The sequence below is a fragment of the uncultured Victivallis sp. genome, assembly GCA_944389935.1.
In the GTDB taxonomy this organism is placed as follows: domain Bacteria; phylum Verrucomicrobiota; class Lentisphaeria; order Victivallales; family Victivallaceae; genus Victivallis.
In genome coordinates this window covers 1-23,348 of record CALXOE010000037.1, presented here as the reverse complement: position 1 = coordinate 23,348, position 23,348 = coordinate 1, and the positions used below count along the sequence as shown (strand labels likewise).

The window sequence follows — 23,348 nt, the reverse complement described above, 5'->3', positions numbered from 1 at the left end:
CTGATTAACTGATGAAACTGAAGATGGCGGTCATTGCGGCGTCAAAGACGACGATGAGGAAGATCGAAGTCACAACCGAACTGGTCGTCGCCCGGCCGACTCCCTGCGCGTCGCGTTCGGCGCTGATCCCTTTCCAGCAGCCGACGGCGGCGACGATGGCGGCGAAAACGATGCTTTTGGCCAGTCCCTGGGCAAGGTCGATCGGTTGAATGACCTCAAACGTCTTGCTGAAATACTCCGCAACGGAGGTGTGGAGCATGGAACAGACAATCAGCATGCCTCCGACAATGCCGCAGACATCGGAGATGATTGTGAGTCCGGGCATCACGACGACGAGGGCAAGGAGTTTCGGCATAAGCTCAAAACGGCCGATATCGAGTCCGAGCGTGGTCATGGCGTCGAGCTCCTCCCGCGACTTCATGAGTCCGAGTTCGGAGGCGAAAGCCGAGCCGGTGCGCCCTGCGAGAACGACGGCCGTGACCAGCGGCGCGAGTTCGGTCACGATGACGGTTCCGACCAGATTGACGACGAAACTGTCCACCCCGTAGCGCGAGAGCTGCACGATCGCCTGAAACGCGAGGATCACACCGATCAGCAGCCCGAGCAGTCCGATGATCGGCATGGCGTCCGCTCCGCAGCTGTCCATGTAATAGAACGTGCTGCGCCATTTGATCCGGAGCGGATGGAACAGCGAATAGCGGGCCGAGCGCCCGAGTTCCCGCAGGAAATCGAGGAACCCGAAGATCTCGTCCCGGATCGCGATGGTGGCATCTGCGATCTGGAGGCAGAGAGCCCGGAGAGAGCGAATGTTCTGCGGACGTCCCATCTGGGTCACTCTCCCTGTTTGAATTCCGTGCTGCTCCACTGCGAGATCTGCCCGGCCAGAAGCCGGACCGCTTCCGCCGCGGCCCGGGCGACGGCGGAAGCGGAATCCTCCTCCACCGGCACCGCGCAGGAGAATGGAAACTCGCGGTCATCATCCGGCAGTTTCCAGCTGCCTTCCAGCAGGAATTTGTAGGTTGCCCCGTCCACTTCAAACACGTCGAGCGTTCCAGCGATCGGAATCGGCGTTGCGGATTTCTCATCCGGCCGCCGCAAAGCGAGATTCAGCGTCCGGGCCACAAGCTGTTCCGGCGGCAGAATCCATTTGTTGTACGGGTCGCGGATCACCCGGCCGGAGGAGTCGCGCCACTGGAGGCGGCTGCCCGCGGTCGAATTGTTGCGGAACTCCAGAATGCGCAGTGCGCGGGCCGGAGGCTCCGTCGGCCCGGCGACGAGATCGAACTCCGCGACGGGGCGGTAGGACTCAAACATGCAACCGGAGAGCAGCAGGACCGGCAGCAGGGCAGACAAAAGAATCATGCGGTTCATAAAATCCGCTCCTTTCTTCATAATTATTATCATTATAAAATATCTTCCCAATCGCTCAATTTCAAGAAAGACGATTGCAAAAACGACATCGGAATGGTATTTTATGGCCAGTCAAATGCGAATGAGTCCGTATTATGGAGTTTGATTCCGAATGTATCTTGAAAAGATCGATTCCCCCGCCGATCTGCGGAAACTTCCGCCGGAGGCGCTCGGAGAGCTTGCGCGGGAGATCCGCGAGCTGATTCTCGATGTCGTCAGCCGGAATGGAGGACACCTCGGAGCGAATCTCGGGACGGTGGAACTGACGCTGGCGCTGCATTATGTGTTCGATATTCCGGCGGATTCGCTGGTGTTCGATGTCGGTCATCAGGCGTACACGCACAAGATCGTGACGGGCCGGCGCGAATTTTTCCAGACGCTGCGGCAGTATGGGGGGTGTGCCGGATTTCCCCATCCGGGTGAATCGAAGTTCGATGCGTCTGTCGCGGGTCATGCCGGGACGGCGATCTCGACCGCTCTTGGCATTTCCGCCGCGCACATCCGCGCCGGAAGCCCCGCCAAGGCGATCGCGGTGGTGGGGGATGGTTCGCTGAACTGCGGCATCTCTCTCGAGGGGCTGAACAATGCGCGCGAGGGCGGAAAAAATCTCATCATCATTTTGAACGACAACAAAATGTCGATTTCCCGGAATGTCGGCGGCGTCGCCCGTTCGCTGAACCGGATCATCTCGGGGGGATTCTACAACCGGTTCAAGACCGGCGCCAAGCGGCTGCTCTTCCGGCTGCCGCGACACAAGACGCTGCACAAGCTGATCCGGCGGCTTGAGGATCTCATCAAATACCTGATTCTGCCGGGGGGGCTCTTCGAGGAGCTCGGGATTCGCTACATCGGCCCGATTGACGGGCATTCGCTGCCGGATCTGCTCTATCATCTCGATCACCTGAAAAAACAGCAGAACGGTCCGGTGCTGCTGCACGTCATCACGGAGAAAGGGCGGGGGTACGAGCATGCGCAGAAGAATCCCGCCCGTTATCACGGCGTTCCCGGGTTCTGCCGCGAGACCGGGGCGATTGCCTCTTCCGGAAAACCCACGTTTTCCGGTGCATTCGGCGCAGCGGTATGCGATCTGGCCCGGCAGCATGCGGAGGTGCATGCGATCACTGCGGCGATGACCGACGGAACGGGGCTGGCGCCGTTTGCGCAGTCGTTCTGGGATCGCTTTCATGACGTCGGAATCGCAGAGGAGCATGCGGTCGCGTTCGCGGCCGGACTTGCGACGGCGGGGGAGCGTCCGGTCTGCGCGATCTATGCGACGTTTTTCCAGCGTGCGCTCGATTGCGTCTATCACGATGTGGTGCTGCCGCAGCTGCCGGTGATCTTTGCGCTGGACCGGGCGGGCGCGGTCGAGGACGGGCCGACCCATCATGGCATTTACGATCTCGGATTTCTGCGTGCGCTGCCGGGGCTGACTGTTCTGGCGCCGCGCTGTGAAGCGGAGCTCAAGACGATGCTCAAGTATGCGTATGAACTGGCGCGCCCGGTCGTGATTCGTTATCCGCGCGGCGGAAGCCGGGTTCCGGTCGATGCGCCGGTCTCGCCGCTCGAATCCGGAAAAGCGGAAATCGTCCGTCCCGGTTCCGGCCCGGTGATCTGGGCGATGGGAGCGGAGGTCGATACGGCGCTCGCGGTTTCCGAACTGCTCGGTGAGCGCGACTGCTGTGTGGTGAATGCCCGTTTTCTCGCGCCGTTCGATGCGGAGATGGCGCGGAAGCTCGCTGCGGGGAGGGTGACGGTTTCGATCGAGGATCATGTCCTCTCCGGCGGGCTGGCGACGGCGCTCGACGAGGCGTTGAGAGAAACTCCGCACGGCGGAATCCTCCATTTCGGCTGGCCGGCCGGCCGGGCGATTCCGCACGGCAAGGTCGCCGATCTGCGCCGGGCGTTCGGGCTGACGGCCGAGGCGATCGCCGAACGGATCAACGAATTGCACTGAACCCGGGTTTCTTCCGGATTTCTCTGCCGGAAATGTTTGATAATCCGGAAAACGGCGGTATATTATATGCTCTGCTTCTCCGGAACGTTTCTGTCGTGCCGGAGAAGCTGTGGTTTTAGAGCGCACGTCGCCACCCGCCGCCGGGAGCCTGATGCCGCGGCGCGACTCTTCGTGCGTCTTACGGAAGAGTCAGGCAAACTCCAGGAATTTCATTCAACTATGTCCGGCAGCGGTTCTTTGTCCGAAAAGATGACGCACGAACTCGGCACGCAGTCGATTTTCCGGCTGCTGCTGCGGTTCAGCATTCCGTCGCTTTTGAGCAATCTCATGTTCACGGTCTACAACGTGGTCGACCGGATTTTCATCAGCTGGAAACTCGGGACCGACGCGATTGCGGGGGTAGGGATCACATTCTATCTCTTCATGATCTTCATCGCGGTCGGCATGATGTTCGGCATCGGCGGCGGCACGCTCATTTCGCTGAAGCTCGGGGAGAAGAACAAGGAGGCCGCCGAACGGATTCTCGGCAACGTCATCATGATCTTCCTGATCGGCGGGGCGTTGACGACCCTGCTCGGCTTCACGTTTCTGAAGCCGCTGCTCTACTGTTTCGGCGCGAGCGAGGCGACCTATCCTTACGCGGCGGAATATTTCCGGATTCTGCTGTGGTTCATGGCGGCGGATTTCCTTTCGATGGGGACGACGAATCTGATCCGGGCGGAGGGCAGTCCGAATTTTTCGATGTTCTTCATCGCGGTCGGCTGTTTTGCGAACATTGCGCTGGACTGGGTTTTCATCATGCAGTGGGACTGGGGCATCGCCGGGGCGGCGTGGGCGACCGGAATTTCCAAACTGCTCTCGACGATCCTCATGTTCTGGCATTTTTCGGTCGGGCCGTTCCGCTATCTGACGCTGCGCTGGCGGAATCTGCGGATCGACTGGAAGTATTTTACGGCGATGACCGCCATCGGCATTTCCCCGCTCATTCTGCAGAGCATCAACTCGGTGCTGAACGCGCTCATCAATACGACGCTGCTGCGGAACGGCGGCGACAAGGCGGTCGCGTCGATGACCTGCATCTCGACGATCATCATGCTTTTGATGATTCCGACGTTCGGGGTGATGATGGGATATCAGCCGATCGTGGGGTACAACTACGGGGCACGGCAGTTCCGGCGCGTGGCGCAGACGCTCAAGGGGGCGTTTCTGATGAGCGGCGGCGCGACGCTTCTGTTCTATGTGCCGGTGATGATCTGGGCTTCGACGATCGTGGGGTGGTTCTGCAACAATGACTCTGAAGTCGTGCCGATGGCGGCGCACGGGTTGCGGATTTTCTTCCTGCTCTTCCCGCTGTGGCCGATCTTCTGTATCGGGTCGAACTTCTTCCAGTCGACCGGGCGGCCGAAGATGACGATTTTCCTCACGGTGTTCCGGAACGGATTCTGCTTTCTGGGTTGCATCATCGTACTGCCGATCTTCTTCGGACTGAACGGAGTATGGGCGACGGCACCGGCGGCGGACGGTATGGCTGCCCTGGTGATCGCGTACCTCCTGCACCGGGAGTTCCGGAAACTGCATCGCCTTGAGGAGCTCGCATCCGTGGAGAGTGTCCGGTCCGGTGCGCAGCGGATATCCGCGCCGGTTGCGGGCTGATTCCCCCGAAAATGACGAAAATCCCGGAAAAAATCGACATAACTGCTTGTATTTTACGGGAGATAGGGTATTTTAAATGAATCGGCCCTGAATCGGCAACTCGTGCCGACGGCAGGGATGGGTAAAACAAACAACAAATCAAACAACAACAACAAGAACAAAAACAACATGGCAGAAGAAAACAAATTCGCGGACAGCTTCCTGGATTTCTCGAACATCCCCGGCTCGATGGACGAGCTGCTGGCCTCCTCCCAGAGCACGAACGCTTTCACCAAAGGCAAGATCGTGGCAGGCACTGTCGTCGCGAAGCGTCCGGACGGCGCGCTCGTGGATATCGGTTACAAGGCCGAGGGCTTCGTCCCCGCGGGCGAGTTTCTCAAATTCGATGAAGTCGCCGTCGGCGACAAGATCGACGTCTATCTCGAAGAGATCGAGAACCGCAACAACATGCCGGAACTGAGCCTCGAAAAGGCGAACTCGATCAAGGCATGGAACCGGATTACGACCGAATACGGCGAGGGCTATGTTGTCAAGGGTTTCATGCGCCACCGCGTCAAGGGCGGCATCATGGTCGATGTCGAAGGCTTCCCTGCTTTCCTGCCCGGTTCGCAGCTTGACGTGGGCCCGGTGCACAATATGGACGACTACATCGGCAAGGAGTTCGATGTCAAGATCATCAAGATCAACCAGGACCGTCGCAACATCGTGGTTTCGCGCCGCGAGCTGCTTGAGGAGTCGCTCCGCGAGTCGCGCAGCAAGCTCCTGAGCGAGATGAAAGTCGACGATCTGCGCAAGGGCGTGGTCAAGAACATCACCGACTTCGGTGCGTTCATCGATCTTGGCGGCGTGGATGGCCTGCTGCACATCACGGATATCTCCTGGGGACGTATTTCGCATCCGTCCGAGGTTCTCTCGGTCGGGCAGGAGCTTGAGGTGGTCATCATCGGCATCGACAAGGAGAAGGAGCGTGTCTCGCTCGGACTCAAGCAGAAGACCCGCAATCCGTGGGACGATGTCGTTGCGAAGTATCCGAAAGGGAGCAGAATCAAGGGTCGCGTCGTGAATATCATGCCGTATGGCGCGTTCGTTGAGATTGAAACGGGTGTTGAGGGTCTGATCCACGTCTCTGAAATGAGCTGGACCAAGCGTATCAGCAAGGCGAGCGACGTCCTCAGCATCGGCGACGAAGTCGAGGCGGTGGTTCTCGACATCGACCGCGACAGCCGCAAGATCTCCCTCGGTCTGCGTCAGAAAGAGCGCAATCCGTGGGAAGTTCTCGCCGAGAAATATCCGGTCGGCCGCCGCATCAAGGGCAAGGTTCGCAACATGACCAGCTACGGCGCGTTCGTCGAGATTGAGAACGACATCGACGGCATGATCCATGTCTCCGACATGAGCTGGACGCGCAAGATCAACAATCCGAACGAAGTTCTGAAGCCGGGCATGGAAGTCGAGGCGGTGATTCTCGACATCAATCCGGAGCAGCAGCGCATCTCTCTCGGCTTGAAGCAGGCCGAAAGCGATCCCTGGGCGAATATCGACGAGCTCTACAAGGTCGGCGACATCGTCAAGGGCAAAGTTACGAAGATTGCGCAGTTCGGCGCATTTGTCGAGCTCTCGAACAAGATCGACGGTCTCATTCACATTTCGCAGCTCAGCCGCGACCACGTTGACAAGGTCAAGGACGTGCTCAACGTCGGTGACGAGGTTGAAGCGCGCGTCATCAAGGTTGACAACGACGAGCGCCGTATCGGTCTCTCGATCAAGGCGGTCGGCGAGAACTTCTCGCCTGAGGATCTGAAAGCCGCCGAAGAGGAGTACACCGCGGCTCTCAAGCCGGGTGAGGCGATGGTCGATATGGGCGAAGTCTTCAGCAACGAGTCCCTCGCGGGTCTCAAGCTCGACTGAGTCGCAACGTTCGACTAATCAAAAAGGCCCGTGGAGCGATGTTCCACGGGCCTTTTTATGTTTTCCTGTCAACGGTGGTCGCTGCCGACGAAATATCCCTGAACGACGCCAGGTCCTTTTGCCTGCGGATTGCTCTGTTTGAATCTCGAACCTGCGAGCGACGCCGGGCAGTTCTGCTGTTCAGGCTCATCGATATCCCGTTTCGCAATTCATACTGGACGGTATGAGAGCGATTTCACAAAAGAGCTCGAATCCGTCAGCCGGCTGCTCGGCTTTCTGTGCGGGCTTTTACCGGGGAGGGGATCACCGGCTGAGGTGTTCCGCTGCCCAGGAGCGGATATTACGGCCGGAACGGATCGCCTCAGCTGCCGCGGCTCCGGCAGCTTCACCGGTTTTAAGACAATCCCCCGTGACGCGATAGGCGGCGTGCGCGGCAAAACAGCCGGAAATGCAACGTCCCGCTGTCAGCAGATTCTCCACTTTCAACGGGATGAGCGAACGCAGCGGAATGTCGAACCCTGGATGTTTCCAGCAGGTCTGCTTCGTCTGCTCAGGCTCGTGGATGTCCACACCGAAATGGACGCGACAGACGGCATCCGGCTGGCTCGCTCCGCTTTTTACGTCTTCTTCGCTTATTACGTACTCTCCCATAATCCGTCTGGTTTCGCGCACCCCGATCACGGCGGGCAGGTCGAGAAGATAGACGTCGCCGAGCTTATCCCGCACGAGCTTAAAGCATTCCAGAGCCCGGCGCACCTGTCGCCGACCCTCGAACGTCGCCTTCGTGAGCTGTTCGGCGTCGGTTCCGAGACAACGCTTGACATGTGTCCACTGAATCAGTGCCTCTCCCCGGCGCGGCAATGTGATCAAGGCGGGATTGTCGTAAGGAATCTCCGAGAGCAATTCCGATTCCGGCATGCGCTGGATCAGCACATTGTACCAGCTGCGCAGATCGTCCCTGCTGTAGTCCGGACGCAGGCCGCCGATCTTGAACATCATGGTCATCGGCTGAAACACGCCGTCACTCTCCCGTCCAATCCGGAACGGCGCTCCCGACCGGGCGGCGATATCGCCGTCTCCGGTACAGTCGATCACGATATCTGCGAGAATCGCCTGCTCCCCGGATTTATTCCGGATGAAAATCCCCTTGAGTTCATCGCCCTCCAGAATTGGATCGCACCCCATCGTGTAGAGCAGTACGTCGATCCCGAGTTCCGACACGTATTCGTCAAGAAGCAGAGCCATTTCGCAGGAGTCGAAAGACATGTTCCACAGGCCGCCCCAGGCGTTGTGTGCCATGAGCTTTTCCCGCAACTCGCGGTTCAGTCCCTCGTGATGCTGATTGTCGAAGAACGGGCTGAGCAGCCCGAGCGTCCACATCCCCCCGAGCATTCCGCCCTGTTCCACGAGCGTAACCTTTGCCCCGGCACGCGCTGCCGAAACCGCCGCCCCGAACCCTGCCGGGCCGCCGCCGACAACCAGAACCTCCGCCCGATTTCTCACTGGAACTTCTGAAGATGGCCGAATGATGTGCATGACTCCCCCCCTCGCGCTGCTCCTTCGATAATAGAGAGGCGGAACTCCGAAAAGCTCCGCCCGGGAAAATATTGACTTTTATTTGACGAAATAAACCGGCAGCGGCGGAAAGCCGTTGAATTCCACCGAACAGTAGCTCGAGGTATACGCGCCGGTCGTAAGCCAGTAGACCCGATCCCCTGCCTTGATGTAGGCCGGAAGCGGATTCCGGAAATACTCGTACATCACATCCTGACTGTCGCAGGTCGGCCCCGCGATGATGAAATCTTCGCACGGCTCGCCGCGCGCTTCGCAGTAGAGCGGGTATTTGATTGATTCATCCCAGGTTTCAATCAGCCCGTTGAATTTCCCCGTATCGAGATAAAGCCACTTGTCGACGCCCATCGACGACTTCTGGCTGATCAGCACAACCTCGCTGACCAAAACGCCCGATTCCGCCACAAGCGAACGCCCGGGTTCCAGGATGATTTCCGGCGCGTCCTCCCCGAAGTCCTCCTCCAGGTAGCGGGTGATTTCCTCGGAGTAGACCGTCATCTCGTTCGTCTTGGAGATGTAGTTGGCGGGGAACCCGCCACCCATGTTGATCAGATTCAGCTTCAACCCCTCTCCCTCAAGGTAGTCGAAGATATAACGCACTTTGGCAATCGCCGAGTCCCAGGTGCCGATGTCACGCTGCTGAGAGCCGACGTGGAAACTCACTCCGCACGGCTTGAGCCCGATCTCCCGTGCCAGCAGAATCAGATCGATCGCCATGTCCGGGTGGCATCCGAACTTGCGCGACAGCGGCCAGTCGGCCGTTTCGCTGCCCTCGGTCAGAATCCGGCAGAAAACGCGCGAGCCCGGCGCCTCTTTGGCGATGTTGCGCAGATCCGCCTCGCTGTCGGTCGCGTACAGCGATACCCCTTTTTCATAAAAATAGCGGATATCCGCAACTTTTTTGATCGTGTTGCCGTAGCTGATCCGGTCCGGCGTGACTCCCAGCGACAAGACCCGGTCCAGCTCATAACGTGACGCGATATCGAAATGGGAGCCGAGATCCCGCAGCAGTTCAATCACCTCGGGTGCGGGGTTGGCTTTTACCGCATAGTAGATCTTGGCAAAGGGAAAGTGAGCGAGCAGTTCCTCGTATTTCCGTTTGATGATATTCAGGTTTACCACCAGAAAAGGGGAGGGATGCTTTCTGGCTTCCTCCCGGATTGGAAGCCAGTCTTCTTTGGTGTAGTAGTCCAGAACGTCAATCCGCATTGTTTTTTCGACCTTTCTTAAATCACGAACGTTCTTTTGTTTTCCGGTTCGCCGCTTTGATGCGGGGGCGAAACGGCCGGCCAGGCTGCTTTCCAAGGAAAACCGGACCGGACGAAAACCGGAACGGATCAACCGTGTACCGGTTTTTTGACAATTTTAAAAAGTAACCCCATTCTTTCCGATTTCAACTTTGAAATGGAAAAAAAGCCGATTTTTGCAGACAGAGACGCCGGAGCGGTGCCGAAAACATGTCAATTACGGATCGGACCATAGGGCTGCATCTCCCAGGATGGCGGGGAATTCTGCGGAATCGGGCTCACTCCCATGCGCTCCTGAGGCGTACAGCCGGTGCACAGACAGAAAAAGGCCGCCGCAAGAATTGCGGCGGCTGATGTCAACACTTGTCTCATTTTGAAGCGAACATCGTGTTGAAGAGATTGTAATCGCTCATTTCCACCGACTGGAACACCACAGTGGCGACCATCGCGAGGAAAGTCAGAACAATCATGACCGTGAAGAATTTTGAATTGAACACTTGCGTATCCTCCCGGTATCGGTTGATTACTGGATGTCAAACCAGACCTTGTCGCCGACTTCCACTTCCCCGTTCTGATCGCCGAACGGTTCCGCGATCGCGCAGTTCTTGTCGACTTTCGTGATTTTCACTTTCGTGATGAACTCGGAGGTCGGGACTTCAAGCTCTCCACGCGAGACGATCATCTCCAGACCGGGAGCCATGCCGATGTTGATGTTGCCGACCTTGTTCCCGAGCTGCTGCGGAACCGTGGAATCGGTGCCGAGATTGATCGAAATATAACCGTACTTCGTGCTCACGTCGACAACCCGGCCGACAACCTGTTTGCGCGCTTCCGGCGAACCCGGCTTCCACGGCATCGGAATCTTCTCATCTTTGTTCAGCCCGAGCACGTCGCGCAGACTCTCAAGCTGATAAACTTTTTCATCAAGCGCTTTCTGGGCGGAGGCGACCTGCCCGTTCAGCTGTTTGATCTGGTTGTTCTGGCGCTGGATCTCCTGATTGCGGGCCGCAATGGTGCGGTTCGCTTCATCCAGCTTGCCTTTCATGGCGCTGACCGCCTGCTTGACTTTGTTGAGCTCTCCGGTGAAATTGTTCCCGGAGAAATTCAGCGCGCCCTGGTTGCCGCACTGCCGGTAGATGTCCCGGAGGGCAGCCTCGAAGTCGCGACGCTCCTTGCCGTACTGGTTGAGCCGGTTCGCATACTTCTCGAGTTCCGCATTGTCGGCCGCGTTCAGCTTCGCCGCATTGAGGTTGATGTTGAGATTCGCACGGGCCGAACTTACCACGCGCTCGACGATCTTGTTACGGTTGCTGATCAGGTCTCCCGTCCCGTTGATGACGTCATCTTTCGCCGTCGAATAGGTGGTCATCTCTTTCATGGTTTTCTCCGCGGGGACGTTCTTCATCTCCACCATCGTGCCGATGCGGCGCAGGGCGTTGGCGAGTTCGTCACGCTGTTTGATGAGGGCGCGGCTCTGAGTAGTCAACTGCGCGAGCTTCTGATCGAGTCCCGCATAGTTCTCGTGCGAGAGCGCCTCCACGGTCAGGGCGTCACCCACCTTGGTGCCGCTGCCTTTGTCCATTTCTTTTGCGCTCTGGTTGATCGTAGTTGCCATCTTCTTCCAGCCTTCGACCATCTGACTGCGCTTCTCAAACAGGAAATAAGAGAAGACTGCGCTCGCGGCCGCAAGCAGAAGAATCAGGATACTCAATACGACGTTGACTGCTTTCATCGGGGCTCTCCCACTCTGATTTTGGTTGAATTTGCCGTTTATATGATACAAACCTGGTTTACAAACAATAACACGTCTGCCATGACGCTGTTGAACATTAGCACGACAAAAATATATTGTCAAATGCCAAAAAGCGGAGAACAGGCAAATAAATCGATTTTTTTTGAAAAAAAGCTCTTCTTTCCCTGTTCCGGTCCGTTTTAGAGCAGAAATTTCACTCCTGGAATTTCTGCCAGATCCGCACTGAGTGAGTCCATCATTTCGCGGTTCTGGAGCGTCACTGCCACTTTCAGCGTCCGGTAACGTCCGCTTTCCGAATGCAGCCCCTCGTGAATCGAGAGAGGAATTTTGTGCGACGTCAGGCAGTTCTCCACCTCCTCGCGCACACTCCCCTCCCTGGCGGCTTCGACGATGATCCGATACTCCCAGTCAACCGGGAATTTCAGAACTTCGCCGTGAATCTTCATCGGTTCTCCGCTCATTTTCCGCAGCTGCTCCTTCCTCCTTTGGCGTGATGATAGGCCTGGCAGGCCCGGCAGTCGCCGTGACGGACGCAGCCGGTGTTGAGACATGGACACGCAGAATTTTTCTCTCCGCTCACTTGTCCCTCCCCGTCCAGTATGGTGAAATCGCGCGCAGCCGCTCGATGATCGGCGGAAGCGCCTCGATTACGTAATCAATCTCCTCTTCCGTATTGTACTTCGACAAACTGAAGCGAATCGTTCCGTGCGCCGCCGTGTAGGGCAGCCCCATCGCACGCAGCACATGTGAGGGCTCCAGACTTCCGGTCGTACACGCCGAGCCGCTCGATGCGCAGATATTCATCATATCCAGCAGCATCAGAATTGACTCCCCTTCGATGTATTCAAAACTGATCGAAGAGGTGTTCGGCAGCCGGTTCGCGAGATCTCCGTTGATCCGGATATGGCTGATCCGCTGCTGCACCCCCTCTTCGAGCCGGTTGCGCAATTTCGTGAGCTGAATGTTTTCAGCCGAGAGATTCTTCCGGGCGATCGCGCAGGCGCGGCCGAGCCCGATGATCGAAGCGACGTTTTCCGTGCCTCCGCGTCTGCCTTTCTCCTGGTGTCCGCCGAAAATCAGCGGCTTGAACCGGGTCCCTTTCCGCACGAACAGCGCTCCGACCCCTTTGGGCGCGTGCAGCTTGTGTCCGGAAATCGAGAGAAAATCAATTTCACTCGCATCGAGATCGATCGGCACCTTGCCCGCCGCCTGCACCGCGTCGGTATGGAAGAGTGCGCCCCTGGCATGCGCCATTCTGGCGACGGTTTCCACCGGGAAGATCGTCCCGGTCTCGTTGTTCGCCCACATGACCGAAACCACGGCTGTCGAGTCGTCGATCGCCCGTTCCGCGTAATCAAGGTCGAGCCGTCCGCGCTCGTCCACCGGAATGTATTCGATCTCGAACCCGCGCCGGGAGAGTTCCCGGCAGTAAGCGAGCACTCCCGGGTGCTCGACGCTGGTCGTAACGATCTTGTTTCTGCCGGGGCGGGCATTGACGGCGGCATTGATCGCCGCGTTGTCCCCCTCGCTTCCGCAACTTGTGAAAATGATTTCCGCAGCATTGCCGTCAGTGTCGCGGAATTTCGACCCGAGAAGATCCGCAACCTGGCGCCGGGCCTCTTCGATATCTGCGGCGACGCTGCCGCCGAAGCGGTGAATGCTCGAAGGATTGCCGTATCTCTCACAGAAAAACGGACGCATCGCCTCGAACACCTCCGGATCGACCGCAGTCGTGGCGTTGTTGTCCAGATAAATGACTTTATTCTGATTCATGATGGTATGAAAACCTCCTCATATGACGGAATCAACTGTCTTTCATAAAATAAACCATATTTTTCCAAAAAGTCAATCTTTTTCGGGGGAATGAATGATATATTATAAGGGAAACACCGGAAATTACGATCGCAGGAGGCGGGTTTGTCTATCTATGGTTTATCTTGACCACGCTTCGGCGGCGCGTCCACCGCGCGCCGTCCTCGAATATTTTTATGCGATGCAGGAGAAGGCATTTGCCAACCAGGAGGCGGCCCATCAGCTCGGGTACGATGCCAGACGGAAACTCGATGCCGCAGCCGCGCAGCTGGCAGAAGCGTTCTTCGGCAGTCGCGGCGGAGAGTTCGCGGTGGTCTGGGGCATGAGCGGAACGGAGCTCTTCCACCTCCTCGCCGACTCTCCTGTCGTCGCCGGCAGGCGCGGGGTCTCTTCGCTGTTGGAACACCCTGCGCTCACGGCCAATCTGCATCGAACGGCGGCGGAGTTTGCTCTGCTGCGGGCCGGACGGGACGGCGCGCTCATTCCGCGGGAGTTTCCCGCGGATTTCGCTGCGTTTCATCTTGTGCAGAGTGAACTCGGGCGTATTCAGAAGCCGGAAGCGCTTTTCGTTCCGTTTCCCGGCGCGGTCCGGATTCTCGATGCGATTCAGGCCGCGGGGCGGCTGCCGCTGCAGCCGGGCTGTGCGGATTTCTTCCTCGTTTCCGGTCACAAATTCGGCGCTCCCGGCGGAGCCGCGATTCTGGTCGACCGGCATGCTCCGTGCGCGAAGGCGTTTCTCGAATTCGCCCATCGCTACCGGCATGTGGAGTACCGGATCGGCCGCCCGGAGGTGCCGGTGCTGCTCGCGATGGCGTTTGCGGCCGAACTCCGCTGCCGCGAACTGCGGGAATCGCTCGAGCGGGCGCATCGTTTGAACGGTTTTCTGCGCCGCGAACTGCCGGAAATCGAGCTCCCGGGCGGGAAGCGTTGTTTCTGCACGATTCCAGAGGAAGCGGCCTCGCCTTACATTCTGCATGCGATGTTTCCGGGAGTGGAGTCGGGAGTCCTGGTCCGGATGCTGTCGGAGGCGGGCGTGATGGTTGCCGCGGGGAGCGCCTGCTCTTCCGAAACGGGGGAGCCGTCGGCGGCATTGCGCGCGCTCGGTTTTCGCGGGCGCGATGTCTGGTCGGGGCTCCGCGTGAGTCTGAGTCCCGAGTCGACCGCCGATGATGCGAAAAAGTTCGTCGAAGCTCTCCGGAACGTGTTGAAAAACTGGTGATTGCGGGTTATGTTACCCTCCGACGTTCTTTCAGCGTGTGGAATCAAGGAGTCAAACCATGAATAAAGTTCTTTTTCTGGCCGCGACGGTCTTTCTGGCCGCCGGCGCGGCTGTTTTTGCCGCGTCCCCCGAGCCGATCGTCATCACGAAAAACGTGCGGACCAACCCCGAGCTCTATTTCGCCGGAATTCCCGGAGATCCGGAGTTTTCCAAAGAGATGACGACGTTCCTCGGCGTCTGCGGCTGGTTCGACCTCTCGCGGAATCCGAAAGCGGAGTACATTCTGACCGGTACGCTTTCCGGCAACCGGGCGATTTTCACGCTCACCACCGGCGGTGCTCCGGCCGGGAGCTGGGGCGTCACGCTCTCCGGCAGCAGGCGGCGTCTCGCCCAGCAGACCGTTGACGCGATTATTCAGAAAAATTTCAAGGAGTTGAAAGTCAAGGGTTTCTGCTCGACCAAAATCGCGTTCTGCGCCCAGACCGCTTCCGGTGTGAAAAACATCTATACCTGCGACATCGACGGCGGCGACATTCAGCAGATCACGAATTACAACGCGCTCTGCGTCGAACCGTGCTGGTTCCCGGACGGCAATTCGATCGGCTATTCGAAGTACAATCGCGCCGGCATGGACGTGATTCAGACCATGTTGAATCCGAAACGCAGCCGGGTGCTGACCTCGTTCCGCGGCATCAACAGCGGTGCGGCGATCAGCCCGGACGGGCGGAATCTTGCCGTGATCCTGAGCCCCGACCACAAGGTCGATCTCTACGTCATGCCGGCCGGCCGGGGCGGCGTGCGGCGGCGGTTGACCAGCGGCATTTCGGTTGAAGCCTCGCCGTGCTGGAGTCCGGACGGGCGTGAAATTGCGTTTGTCAGTGACGAGACCGGCGTGCCGAAGATCAACATCATCTCCATCGACGGCCGCAACCGCCGTGTTCTGAAAGCCCTCGGTTCCGATGCGGTGACGCCGGACTGGTCGAGTGACAACAAGATCGTTTACGCCACCCGGATTCAGGGCGTCTACACGATCGCCGTCTATGACCTCAAGACCGGAGAGAATACCCGGATCACGGATGAACCCGGCGTCTGGGAGTCCCCGGCGTGGGCGGCCGACAACCGGCAGGTCGTCTGCAAGCGTTCCGACGGCCGCCGCTCGGCGCTCTACGTGATCGACAGCTGGACCGGACGGGTCCGGCTGCTTGTCTCGACGCCGTACAATCTCTCCATGCCCGTCTGGTCGCGTGCCGGGAGGCGGTGAGATGTCCAGCGCAAGAATCGACGACGGTTACCTCGACACGCTCTCGATGTTCGGGATCAAGCCGGGATTGGAAGCAACCTGCGAACTTATGCGCCGGGTCGGGAATCCCGAACGGGAACTCTCGTTTCTTCATATCGCCGGGACGAACGGCAAGGGGTCCACTGGAGCGATGCTCGAGTGCATGTTGCGCGGGGCGGGTTTTACGACCGGTTTCTATTCCTCTCCGCATCTCATTGATATCCGTGAGCGGTTTCGCGTGAACGGGCTGGCGGTTTCAGAGGAGGATTATCTTGCCCTCTCTTCCGAACTTGCCGCGGCTGCCCGGACCGATACGGGGCGGCCTTTCACGTTCACCTATTTTGAGTTTACGACTGTTCTCGCCGCGATGATTTTCGCCCGGGCGGGAGTTGACATCGTGATCTGGGAGACCGGCATGGGCGGCAGGCTCGACTCGACCAACGTGGTTCGGCCGCTCGCGTCGATCATCACCGGAATCGCGCTCGACCATCAGGCCTATCTCGGCGACACGATCGAAAAGATCGCCGCCGAGAAAGCGGGAATCGTCAAACCCGGTGTGCCGGTGTTCACCGGAATCATGCCGGAAGAGGCGAGGCGGGTCATCTCCGACCGCGCGCGGGAGCTCGGAAGTGCGTGTTTCAGCGTAACGCGGCCGTTTGACGGGCCGGTGAGCAGGCACTTTGACGGCACCCGTACCGTTCAGGAGTTCGAGTACGACGGGCGCCGGATTGCGCTGCCGCTGATGGGCGGCATGCAGCGCAGGAATTTTCAGCTTGCCGCTCTGGTGGTTGAGAAACTTGCCCCGACTCTCGGCATTGATCCGGAGCGGGCGTTCCGGGCGCTTGCGAACTGCCGCTGGCCCGGTCGCTGCGATCAGGTGAGTGAACGTCTGATCGTGGACGGCGGCCACAATCCGGATGGAATCGCATCGCTTTGCGAGGCGTTGAAAGAGACTTTCCCCGGCGAGAAATTCACGGTTGTTTTTGCCGGGTTCAAAGATAAGGATGTCGCGGGCGGGCTGCGGCTTCTCGCGGAGCTTGCGGCCTGGTTTATCTTCGTTCCGCTCGCGGAATCGGATCGGCCGAGTTACAGCGGCGAGGAACTGATCGCTCTGGCGAAAGATTCCGGGATCGTTGCGGATTTTTCCGCCGCCCCCGACGCCGCGTCCGCTCTGAAGCTCGCATACGCAGGCGCACCGCGCCGGATTCTTGCGGCCGGATCTCTCTATCTGGCGGGGGAAGTGCTGGCCGCTTCCGTCGATCCGGCCGCGGTTCTGAATCTCGAATGATTGCAACCTCCGCAGAAAGGGAGAGAAATTTACTATGGCAGATTCTTCGACAATTTCCGTCACCGGGCTCGGCTCGGCGAAAGGGGAGCAGGTCGCTCCGCTTTTTCTGATGCGCGATCCGGTCATTTTCCCGTTCAGTCTCACGCCTCTTCAGGTTGACGAGGAGAATCTCCCGACCCTGCGGCAGGCGATGGAGCAGGAGCGGCTTCTGGCGATTTTTCCTGAACTGCCCGGGGACGAGGAGCTCGGGATGTTGCCGGTGCAGGTTCCTCTGAAATTGTTCGTCTACCGGGAAAAACGCTACAGCGGCGTCGGAGTGCTCGTCCGCGTGGTCAAGGAATTGAATTTTCCGGACGGTTCGGTCCGGATTCTGGTTCGCGGGCTCAAGCGGATATTCTGTCGGCAGATTGAACTGGTCAAGGGGATTTCCATCGCCCGGGTTCAGGTTTTTACCGACTCTTCCGCGGAGAATGAGGACAAGGAAAACCGCGCGCGTCAGAAATCGGTGGTCGCCGCATTTCAGGAGCTTGCCGCGGCGATGCCCGGATTCCCGGAAGAGCTTCAGGTGGCGGTCATCAATGCCGAGTCTCCCGGGCGCATTGCGGATTTGCTGGCCGATGCCCTCAATATCAGTTATGCGGAGAAACTTCTGCTGCTCGCGATGACCGAAGTCCGCAAGCGGCTTGAGATCCTCGCGATTCTGCTCAATCGCGAACTTGAGGTGCTCAAGCTCGGCATGAAGATCCAGAGTGAAGTTCACCAGGCCATGAGCCGCCAGCAGCGTGAATTTTTTCTGCGGGAACAGCTTCGCACGATCCAGCAGGAGCTCGGGGAGGACAACCGCAACCCGGACATCATTGAAATCGAGGAACGGCTCGAGAATACCGAGCTGCCCCCGCATGTGTTCGACGTCGTGCGCAAAGAGCTTTCGCGGCTTGAGGTGATTCCGCAGGCTGCTCCGGAGTATCACATCGCCTATACGTACATCAACTGGCTGCTCGATCTGCCGTGGTGTGTGTTCACCGAGGACCGTCTCGACTGTGCGGAAGCGCAGAAGGTTCTCGATGCCGATCATTACGGACTCGAGGATGTGAAGAAACGGATTCTCGAATTCCTGGCCGTTCTCCAGCTCAAGGGCGGAGAGGATCGGAAAGCTCCGATTCTCTGCCTCGTCGGCCCCCCGGGCGTCGGCAAAACCTCGCTCGGGCAGTCGATCGCCCGCGCGATGAAACGGAATTTCATCCGCGTTTCGCTCGGCGGAGTCCGGGATGAGGCCGAGATCCGCGGCCACCGCCGCACCTATGTCGGCGCGTTGCCCGGACGGATCATCCAGAATCTGAAAAAAGTCGGCAGCGGGAATCCGGTGTTCATGCTCGATGAGATCGACAAGCTTGCGAACGACTTCCGCGGCGACCCCGCCTCGGCTTTGCTCGAGGTGCTCGATCCCGCCCAGAATTTCTCGTTCAACGACCACTATCTGGAAGTGGATTACGATCTTTCGCGGGTGTTTTTCATCGCCACGGCGAATCTGCTCGACACGATCCCCGGGCCGCTTCAGGACCGCATGGAGATCATCCGGCTGCCCGGTTACACCTCATACGAAAAACGCGAGATCGCAAAACGCTATCTCGTCGGCCGTCAGATCAAAGCCAACGGGCTCAAATCGAAGCAGGTGCGGTTCCGGGCCGCTGCAATCGACGAGTTGATCGACCATTACACGCGCGAGGCGGGCGTCCGCGAACTCGAACGCTGCATCGGGCAGGTCTGCCGCCGCATCGCCCGGCGCATTGTCGAGGGGGAAATCGCTCCGGATGCGACCGTTTCCGTCACGCCCGCGCTCGTTCAGGAGCTGCTCGGGGCGCGCAAATACATCCTTGACGAGGCCGCCGAAAATCTCGGCCCCGGCTGTGCAACCGGCATGGCATGGACGAGCTGCGGCGGTGTGATCCTGCCGGTTGAAGTGATCTCGATTCCCGGCAAAGGCGGGTTGAAGTTGACCGGCTCTCTCGGCAAGGTCATGCAGGAGTCGGCGGAGGCGGCCTACAGCCTTGTGCGGGCTCATGCATCGGAATGGGGAATCGAGCCGTCGTACTTTGCGGAACACGATTTTCACATCCATGTTCCGGATGGCGCCACGCCGAAAGACGGCCCCTCCGCGGGGGTGACCATCACGATGGCGCTCATCTCGCATCTGCGGAACGAGCCGTTGCGGCCGCGTCTCTCCATGACCGGCGAAATCACGCTGCGCGGCCGGGTCACCGCCGTCGGCGGCATCCGCGAGAAAGTCATCGCCGCATTGCGCGCCGGGATCGATACGGTCATGCTGCCGGAGGAGAATCGCAAGGATGCCCTCGAATTGCCGGAGATGGTCCGGGAGAAGCTCGAATTCCATTTCGTCTCCGATTTCCGGGAGGCGATGGCGGTCGCGTTCTCTCCCGCGCGGAAAGTTGAACGGAAGAAAAAATAAGGTAACCCGGGAGGAGTTTGCCCGATGAAACGATGGATGCTGCTGCTTTTGTTCGCGGTTCTTGCCGCATCGCTGTTCGCGGAGGAGGAACTTCCGCTGAATCAGTTCATGGAGCGGGTGCGCTTCCCGAATCCGACTGCGACCTACGCCGCTCTCGATGGGCAGATTCAGCACCGCCGCAGCGGGGAATCGCCGAAGAGCGAGTCGATCTACTTCGCCGTGATTCTTCAGCCTGAACGCATGACCGGGCAGATCATCATCGGCGGCCGGGAGGGATATTTGATCGGTCAGACCCGCAACTCCGGCAGTTCGGAGACCAGCGTCGTACCCATGCAGGGGAGTCAACAGGAAAATCCGATGCTCGGTTACATGGGTGTTCGCGCCTCGGATCTGACGATGAGCTTTCTTTTTTACCCGGTCGTCAAAGAGCTGGACGCCGATTCCGTGAAAGGGGCGGCCTGCCGGGTGGTTCTGCTCGAAGCTCCGGATAAAAGCGAGCAGGTTCGGGTTTATATCGCCCGGAACTACTATTTCCCGCTGAAAGCCGAATTCCTCAAACCCGGCGAGTCGAAACCGTACCGGACGCTCGAAGTGAACAGCTTCAAGCAGGAGAACGACCTCTACTACACGGATGAAATCGGCCTTTTCGGACCAGGTTGGCGTACCCGGATCAACTTCAACAAATCCGCGAAAGTCGGGCTCTTTGTTCCGGGAGACAAGGCGGTATCGTCGATCATCCGGACGCTCTGATTAACTACGGTAGCGGGCGAAGTGGAACTTCGGATTCCCGTTGGCGGACGCTGCCATTTTGCGGTTGGCCCGTTGTCGAGGCCAACCGCCGTAATCAATCAGAAAACAAGCTCTTTTTCAAGCTGCCTCGTTTATTCTTTCAAAAGATCGCAAGTTGAGACGGTAAAAAGCTGTTTGCTGTCCCACGGATTCAGTTTGAATTCAAGTCCGTATTTGTGATCGGTTTCATAACGGGTCATGTAAAGTAGAAACGGAGTCCGCTGATAAAAGATTTTTCCAAATTTTTTGTCCGTATGGAAATCTGCTTCCACTTTCTGCTGATTTCCCCGCAGCACCATTACGATCTTGGCTTTGTCAAATCCGATGCCCCATGCAAAATCAGCATCGTCAAAATAATAGAATACACGGTCATCTTCAAATCTTACCCAGTAACCATTCCCGTATTTTTGCGGAATACCGACCGGAGCCGTATTAAATTTGATTTTCAGGAACTCCGTTTGAGCAAAACTTTGCGGCAGCGTGATTTTTTGAAACAACATGGTGTTTGTGCTTTTCGCGGGGGTAAGTGTCGTTTTATGGTGCTTGCCATTGGCATCTTTTTGAGTCAAGACCCATTGAGATTTATTATATGTAATTGATTCCCAACGTTGCGTTTTCCATTCGCCGGGCATGAACGACGCGGCAACCATGGCAAGACGCTTATGAAATAAATAGGCGTCTGCAGTAATTTCTTTGTCTTTCGTGGAGTCATTTATGACCCGTTTGTCATAGCTGGAGTCCAATTGCAAAACCATTTCGGCATCATCAACACTCCTCATCGAAATCTGTCCAATTATATTTTCAAAGCGGATCTTGTCGTTGCGAAACATCCAAATCGAAAAATAGCGTTTCCCGTCTTCAGATTTGCTGGTATACGGCACAAACGTCAGCGCATGTTTCGGTGAATAGAAAATATTTCCATCAGGTTTGCCATATTCGTACCCAAAAATCAAATCAATACCGGATTGATCTGTTTGACGCAATTCAATGCCATAAGACACTATTGAAATGAAACACAAACAACTTAAAAATACTTTTTTCATCCTCTCTCTTCTCTCCTCTGCTCCTTAGTGTTGATGACATGTCTATTTGTTAACGTCCGGAAAATTGCGCATATTTTGAGAGAAGGCACTTGGAAAAAGGCCTGTTTTCTGATTGATTACAGTCATCACACAACAATCAATCGAAAGGACAACAGGCCATGGAAAAATCTAGCGCATGAAAACGAAAAAGCAATCTCCGGAGCAATTAAAATCGGTGAAAAAGAGATTCGGACGCATCTCGACGGACAGGTTCGACAGTCCGTCGAGGATACGTTGAATGCGCTCCTGAATGCGGAAGCCGACGCGATCTGCCAGGCTTCGAGGTATCAGCGCAGCCCGGATCGGCAGGATATGCGAGCAGGAAGCTACAATCGCAAACTTCTGACCAAAGCGGGCGAAGTGGAACTTCAGATTCCCGTTGGCAGACGCTGCCATTTTGCGGTTGGCCCGTTGTCGAGTCCAACCGCCGTAATCAATCAGAAAACAAGCTCTTTTTCAAGCTGCCTCGTTTTCAATGTGCGCAATTTTCCGGACGTTATCATAAGCTTTCGATTCGCGCATACCGCGATGCATCTGCTCAAAATGTCCATGCTCCTGATCCGATGCGCGTCGCAGTATTCGACCAATATAACAAACAGGGAGAAACCGCCTGGCTTTCTCCCTGAACTGTTTCCGTTTCGCGCCTCTCCGGGGAATGTCGATTCTCCGGAGAGATCGCTGCCGCCGTATTACGCCAGCTTGGTGATCCCGAGATCGTACGACGTCCAGTTCTTTTCCGGATTCGTGATCTCGACCGAAACCGCATACACGCCGGCTTCCAGCGTATTGGTCGACGTAAGTGCGCTGTCAAGTCCCACCGTTCTGCCGGTGGAGGCATTGTAGAGCTTGACTTTCACTTCTCTGCCGACCGTCAGCGCCTTGTTATCGAGATTGAGGTCGAAGTCGACCCGCGACGCCGAATCGAGCTCGAAGCGGAAGAAGTCGGTATCGTCACCATAGCCGATCCACTCGTTGTCGAGATCGATCGTATTGACGTTGCCGAAGTTCACGCTGGTCGCGTTCGCCAGATCGTTGTTGTTCGTCGCCGCCGGGAAGATCTCGTTGGCGACGATGCTGATGCTGTAATCGCTGTTCTGCTTGCCCTTGCCCTTGTCGCCCGACTCGATGGTGAGCAGCGTATCGCCTTTCAGCAGCGAGTTGTTGAGCGCCGGGGAGATCAGCATCTGGTCTTCCTTGACGGTCCAGGTCTTGATCTTCTTGCCGGACGCGATATCGGTCAGCGTGACCTTGAGCTGAGCGGACACATTGTTGATCGAGATCGAGTAACTGCCGGCCTGAGCATCGATGACGTAGCTGTCGGACGCATCGCCGAAGCCGACCCAGCCCGAGATCGACGTGTTGATCGATGTCGAAACGGTGTAGGTCTTCCCATCATTCACTTCCTGCGGATCGAGGAAGTAGTCGTCGTTGATGGTGAAGTCGTAGTAGCCGTTCTGCTTGCCCTTGCCCTTGTCGCCGGATTCGACGACGAGGTAGTAGGTACCTGCGAGCGCGAGCACATCGTTCTTGAAGATGTTCTCAACAGAACCGAGCGATCCCTTGATCGTGACGCTCTTGAGCTGTTTGGTCTTGCCGTCGGTGAGGCTGTAGAGCGTGACCTTGTAGTTGGTGTTGGTGCTCTGCTGCTGCATGTTGAAGTCGATCGAGATGGCCCCGTTCTCCGTCGTCGTGAACATGTAGTAGTCCGCGGCATCGCCGAACCCGACCCACTGGTTCTTGGCACTCGACCCGCTTCCGGCGGCGTTGAGCGCGATCTGCTCGGCGGTGCCGAAGCTGTTGTTCGCCGAAGCCGCCGGGAAGTAGTCGTCGTTGATGGTGAAGTCGTAGTAGCCGTTCTGCTTGCCCTTGCCCTTGTCGCCGGATTCGACGACGAGGTAGTAGGTACCTGCGAGCG

The 23,348-nt window shown here is 57.7% G+C and carries 17 protein-coding genes and 2 pseudogenes; 9 read left to right on the top strand and 10 right to left on the bottom strand.

The features are described 5' to 3' along the window. Positions 1-4 precede the first annotated feature (4 nt). Both Q0J85_RS11160 and Q0J85_RS11155 read right to left on the bottom strand, forming a co-directional pair. Positions 5-826, bottom strand: coding sequence for an ABC transporter permease (locus Q0J85_RS11160; RefSeq protein WP_294481478.1), 822 nt, complete (start codon positions 824-826; stop codon positions 5-7). 5 nt (positions 827-831) lie between these two features. Beyond that, positions 832-1,371 carry a hypothetical protein gene (locus Q0J85_RS11155; RefSeq protein ID WP_294481476.1) on the bottom strand — a complete coding sequence of 180 codons (540 nt, stop codon included), beginning with the start codon at positions 1,369-1,371 and terminating at the stop codon, positions 832-834. A gap of 151 nt (positions 1,372-1,522) precedes the next feature. Here Q0J85_RS11155 and dxs point away from each other — a divergent pair, with 151 nt between their 5' ends. The 3 genes from dxs (at position 1,523) to Q0J85_RS11140 (ending at position 6,925) form a co-directional block, all read left to right on the top strand. Beyond that, positions 1,523-3,364 carry a 1-deoxy-D-xylulose-5-phosphate synthase gene (dxs, locus tag Q0J85_RS11150; protein ID WP_294481475.1) on the top strand — a complete coding sequence of 614 codons (1,842 nt, stop codon included), beginning with the start codon at positions 1,523-1,525 and terminating at the stop codon, positions 3,362-3,364. A 219-nt stretch (positions 3,365-3,583) separates the two neighbouring features. Next, a complete protein-coding gene (locus Q0J85_RS11145; RefSeq protein WP_294481473.1) occupies positions 3,584-5,017 on the top strand; it encodes an MATE family efflux transporter in 1,434 nt (477 codons plus the stop codon). A gap of 117 nt (positions 5,018-5,134) precedes the next feature. Next, a complete protein-coding gene (locus Q0J85_RS11140) occupies positions 5,135-6,925 on the top strand; it encodes a 30S ribosomal protein S1 (RefSeq protein ID WP_294481472.1) in 1,791 nt (596 codons plus the stop codon). Positions 6,926-7,228: 303 nt separating this feature from the next. Here Q0J85_RS11140 and Q0J85_RS11135 read toward each other — a convergent pair whose 3' ends face one another. From Q0J85_RS11135 to nifS, 6 genes are all read right to left on the bottom strand, one after another. Then, positions 7,229-8,428, bottom strand: a complete 1,200-nt coding sequence (locus Q0J85_RS11135) for an FAD-dependent oxidoreductase (protein ID WP_294481470.1) — start codon at positions 8,426-8,428, stop codon at positions 7,229-7,231. 111 nt (positions 8,429-8,539) lie between these two features. Beyond that, positions 8,540-9,706 carry a type III PLP-dependent enzyme gene (locus Q0J85_RS11130; protein ID WP_294481469.1) on the bottom strand — a complete coding sequence of 389 codons (1,167 nt, stop codon included), beginning with the start codon at positions 9,704-9,706 and terminating at the stop codon, positions 8,540-8,542. Between the two features lie 406 nt (positions 9,707-10,112). Then, positions 10,113-10,241: a hypothetical protein gene (locus tag Q0J85_RS11125; protein WP_294481467.1), complete on the bottom strand. Its 129-nt coding sequence runs from the start codon at positions 10,239-10,241 to the stop codon at positions 10,113-10,115. A 26-nt stretch (positions 10,242-10,267) separates the two neighbouring features. Continuing rightward, entirely contained in the window at positions 10,268-11,476 is a 1,209-nt protein-coding gene (locus Q0J85_RS11120; protein WP_294481464.1) for a hypothetical protein, read from the bottom strand. A gap of 200 nt (positions 11,477-11,676) precedes the next feature. Then, complete coding sequence (locus tag Q0J85_RS11115; protein ID WP_294481462.1) at positions 11,677-11,958, bottom strand: DUF493 domain-containing protein; 282 nt, start codon at positions 11,956-11,958, stop codon at positions 11,677-11,679. Positions 11,959-12,073: 115 nt separating this feature from the next. Then, positions 12,074-13,270: a cysteine desulfurase NifS gene (gene nifS / locus Q0J85_RS11110; protein WP_294481461.1), complete on the bottom strand. Its 1,197-nt coding sequence runs from the start codon at positions 13,268-13,270 to the stop codon at positions 12,074-12,076. Between the two features lie 154 nt (positions 13,271-13,424). Between nifS and Q0J85_RS11105 the strand changes: the two genes are divergently transcribed. Genes Q0J85_RS11105 through Q0J85_RS11085 form a run of 5 tightly spaced genes read left to right on the top strand, consistent with a single transcriptional unit; the run spans position 13,425 to position 20,312 of the window. Continuing rightward, entirely contained in the window at positions 13,425-14,528 is a 1,104-nt protein-coding gene (locus Q0J85_RS11105; protein WP_294481458.1) for an aminotransferase class V-fold PLP-dependent enzyme, read from the top strand. Between the two features lie 58 nt (positions 14,529-14,586). Then, on the top strand, positions 14,587-15,789 hold the full coding sequence (locus tag Q0J85_RS11100; protein ID WP_294481456.1) for a hypothetical protein: 1,203 nt from the start codon (positions 14,587-14,589) through the stop codon (positions 15,787-15,789). 1 nt (position 15,790) lies between these two features. Further along, complete coding sequence (locus Q0J85_RS11095) at positions 15,791-17,095, top strand: cyanophycin synthetase (RefSeq protein WP_294481454.1); 1,305 nt, start codon at positions 15,791-15,793, stop codon at positions 17,093-17,095. A 34-nt stretch (positions 17,096-17,129) separates the two neighbouring features. Then, positions 17,130-19,562 (top strand): endopeptidase La, encoded by a 2,433-nt coding sequence (gene lon, locus Q0J85_RS11090; RefSeq protein ID WP_294481452.1) that lies wholly within the window; start codon positions 17,130-17,132, stop codon positions 19,560-19,562. Positions 19,563-19,586: 24 nt separating this feature from the next. Continuing rightward, positions 19,587-20,312: a hypothetical protein gene (locus Q0J85_RS11085; RefSeq protein ID WP_294481449.1), complete on the top strand. Its 726-nt coding sequence runs from the start codon at positions 19,587-19,589 to the stop codon at positions 20,310-20,312. 131 nt (positions 20,313-20,443) lie between these two features. Here the strand turns inward: Q0J85_RS11085 and Q0J85_RS11080 are convergent, their stop codons facing one another. Then, entirely contained in the window at positions 20,444-21,394 is a 951-nt protein-coding gene (locus Q0J85_RS11080; protein WP_294481446.1) for a hypothetical protein, read from the bottom strand. Between the two features lie 33 nt (positions 21,395-21,427). Between Q0J85_RS11080 and Q0J85_RS15490 the strand changes: the two are divergent. Next, positions 21,428-21,775 (top strand): annotated as a pseudogene (locus Q0J85_RS15490) (transposase); the annotation flags it as partial. A gap of 347 nt (positions 21,776-22,122) precedes the next feature. Here the strand turns inward: Q0J85_RS15490 and Q0J85_RS11070 are convergent. Beyond that, a pseudogene (locus tag Q0J85_RS11070) lies at positions 22,123-23,348 on the bottom strand (hypothetical protein); the annotation flags it as partial.

Bases quoted from the DNA above. Each gene is read 5' to 3' on its own strand.
- Q0J85_RS11085 (WP_294481449.1), top strand. From the start codon at position 19,587: ATGAAACGATGGATGCTGCTGCTTTTGTTCGCGGTTCTTGCCGCATCG.
- Q0J85_RS11120 (WP_294481464.1), bottom strand. From the start codon at position 11,476: ATGAAAGCAGTCAACGTCGTATTGAGTATCCTGATTCTTCTGCTTGCG.
- nifS (WP_294481461.1), bottom strand. From the start codon at position 13,270: ATGAATCAGAATAAAGTCATTTATCTGGACAACAACGCCACGACTGCG.
- Q0J85_RS11080 (WP_294481446.1), bottom strand. From the start codon at position 21,394: ATGAAAAAAGTATTTTTAAGTTGTTTGTGTTTCATTTCAATAGTGTCT.
- Q0J85_RS11145 (WP_294481473.1), top strand. From the start codon at position 3,584: ATGTCCGGCAGCGGTTCTTTGTCCGAAAAGATGACGCACGAACTCGGC.
- Q0J85_RS11155 (WP_294481476.1), bottom strand. From the start codon at position 1,371: ATGAACCGCATGATTCTTTTGTCTGCCCTGCTGCCGGTCCTGCTGCTC.
- Q0J85_RS11095 (WP_294481454.1), top strand. From the start codon at position 15,791: ATGTCCAGCGCAAGAATCGACGACGGTTACCTCGACACGCTCTCGATG.
- Q0J85_RS11160 (WP_294481478.1), bottom strand. From the start codon at position 826: ATGGGACGTCCGCAGAACATTCGCTCTCTCCGGGCTCTCTGCCTCCAG.
- dxs (WP_294481475.1), top strand. From the start codon at position 1,523: ATGTATCTTGAAAAGATCGATTCCCCCGCCGATCTGCGGAAACTTCCG.
- lon (WP_294481452.1), top strand. From the start codon at position 17,130: ATGGCAGATTCTTCGACAATTTCCGTCACCGGGCTCGGCTCGGCGAAA.
- Q0J85_RS11115 (WP_294481462.1), bottom strand. From the start codon at position 11,958: ATGAGCGGAGAACCGATGAAGATTCACGGCGAAGTTCTGAAATTCCCG.
- Q0J85_RS11105 (WP_294481458.1), top strand. From the start codon at position 13,425: ATGGTTTATCTTGACCACGCTTCGGCGGCGCGTCCACCGCGCGCCGTC.
- Q0J85_RS11130 (WP_294481469.1), bottom strand. From the start codon at position 9,706: ATGCGGATTGACGTTCTGGACTACTACACCAAAGAAGACTGGCTTCCA.
- Q0J85_RS11100 (WP_294481456.1), top strand. From the start codon at position 14,587: ATGAATAAAGTTCTTTTTCTGGCCGCGACGGTCTTTCTGGCCGCCGGC.
- Q0J85_RS11140 (WP_294481472.1), top strand. From the start codon at position 5,135: ATGGGTAAAACAAACAACAAATCAAACAACAACAACAAGAACAAAAAC.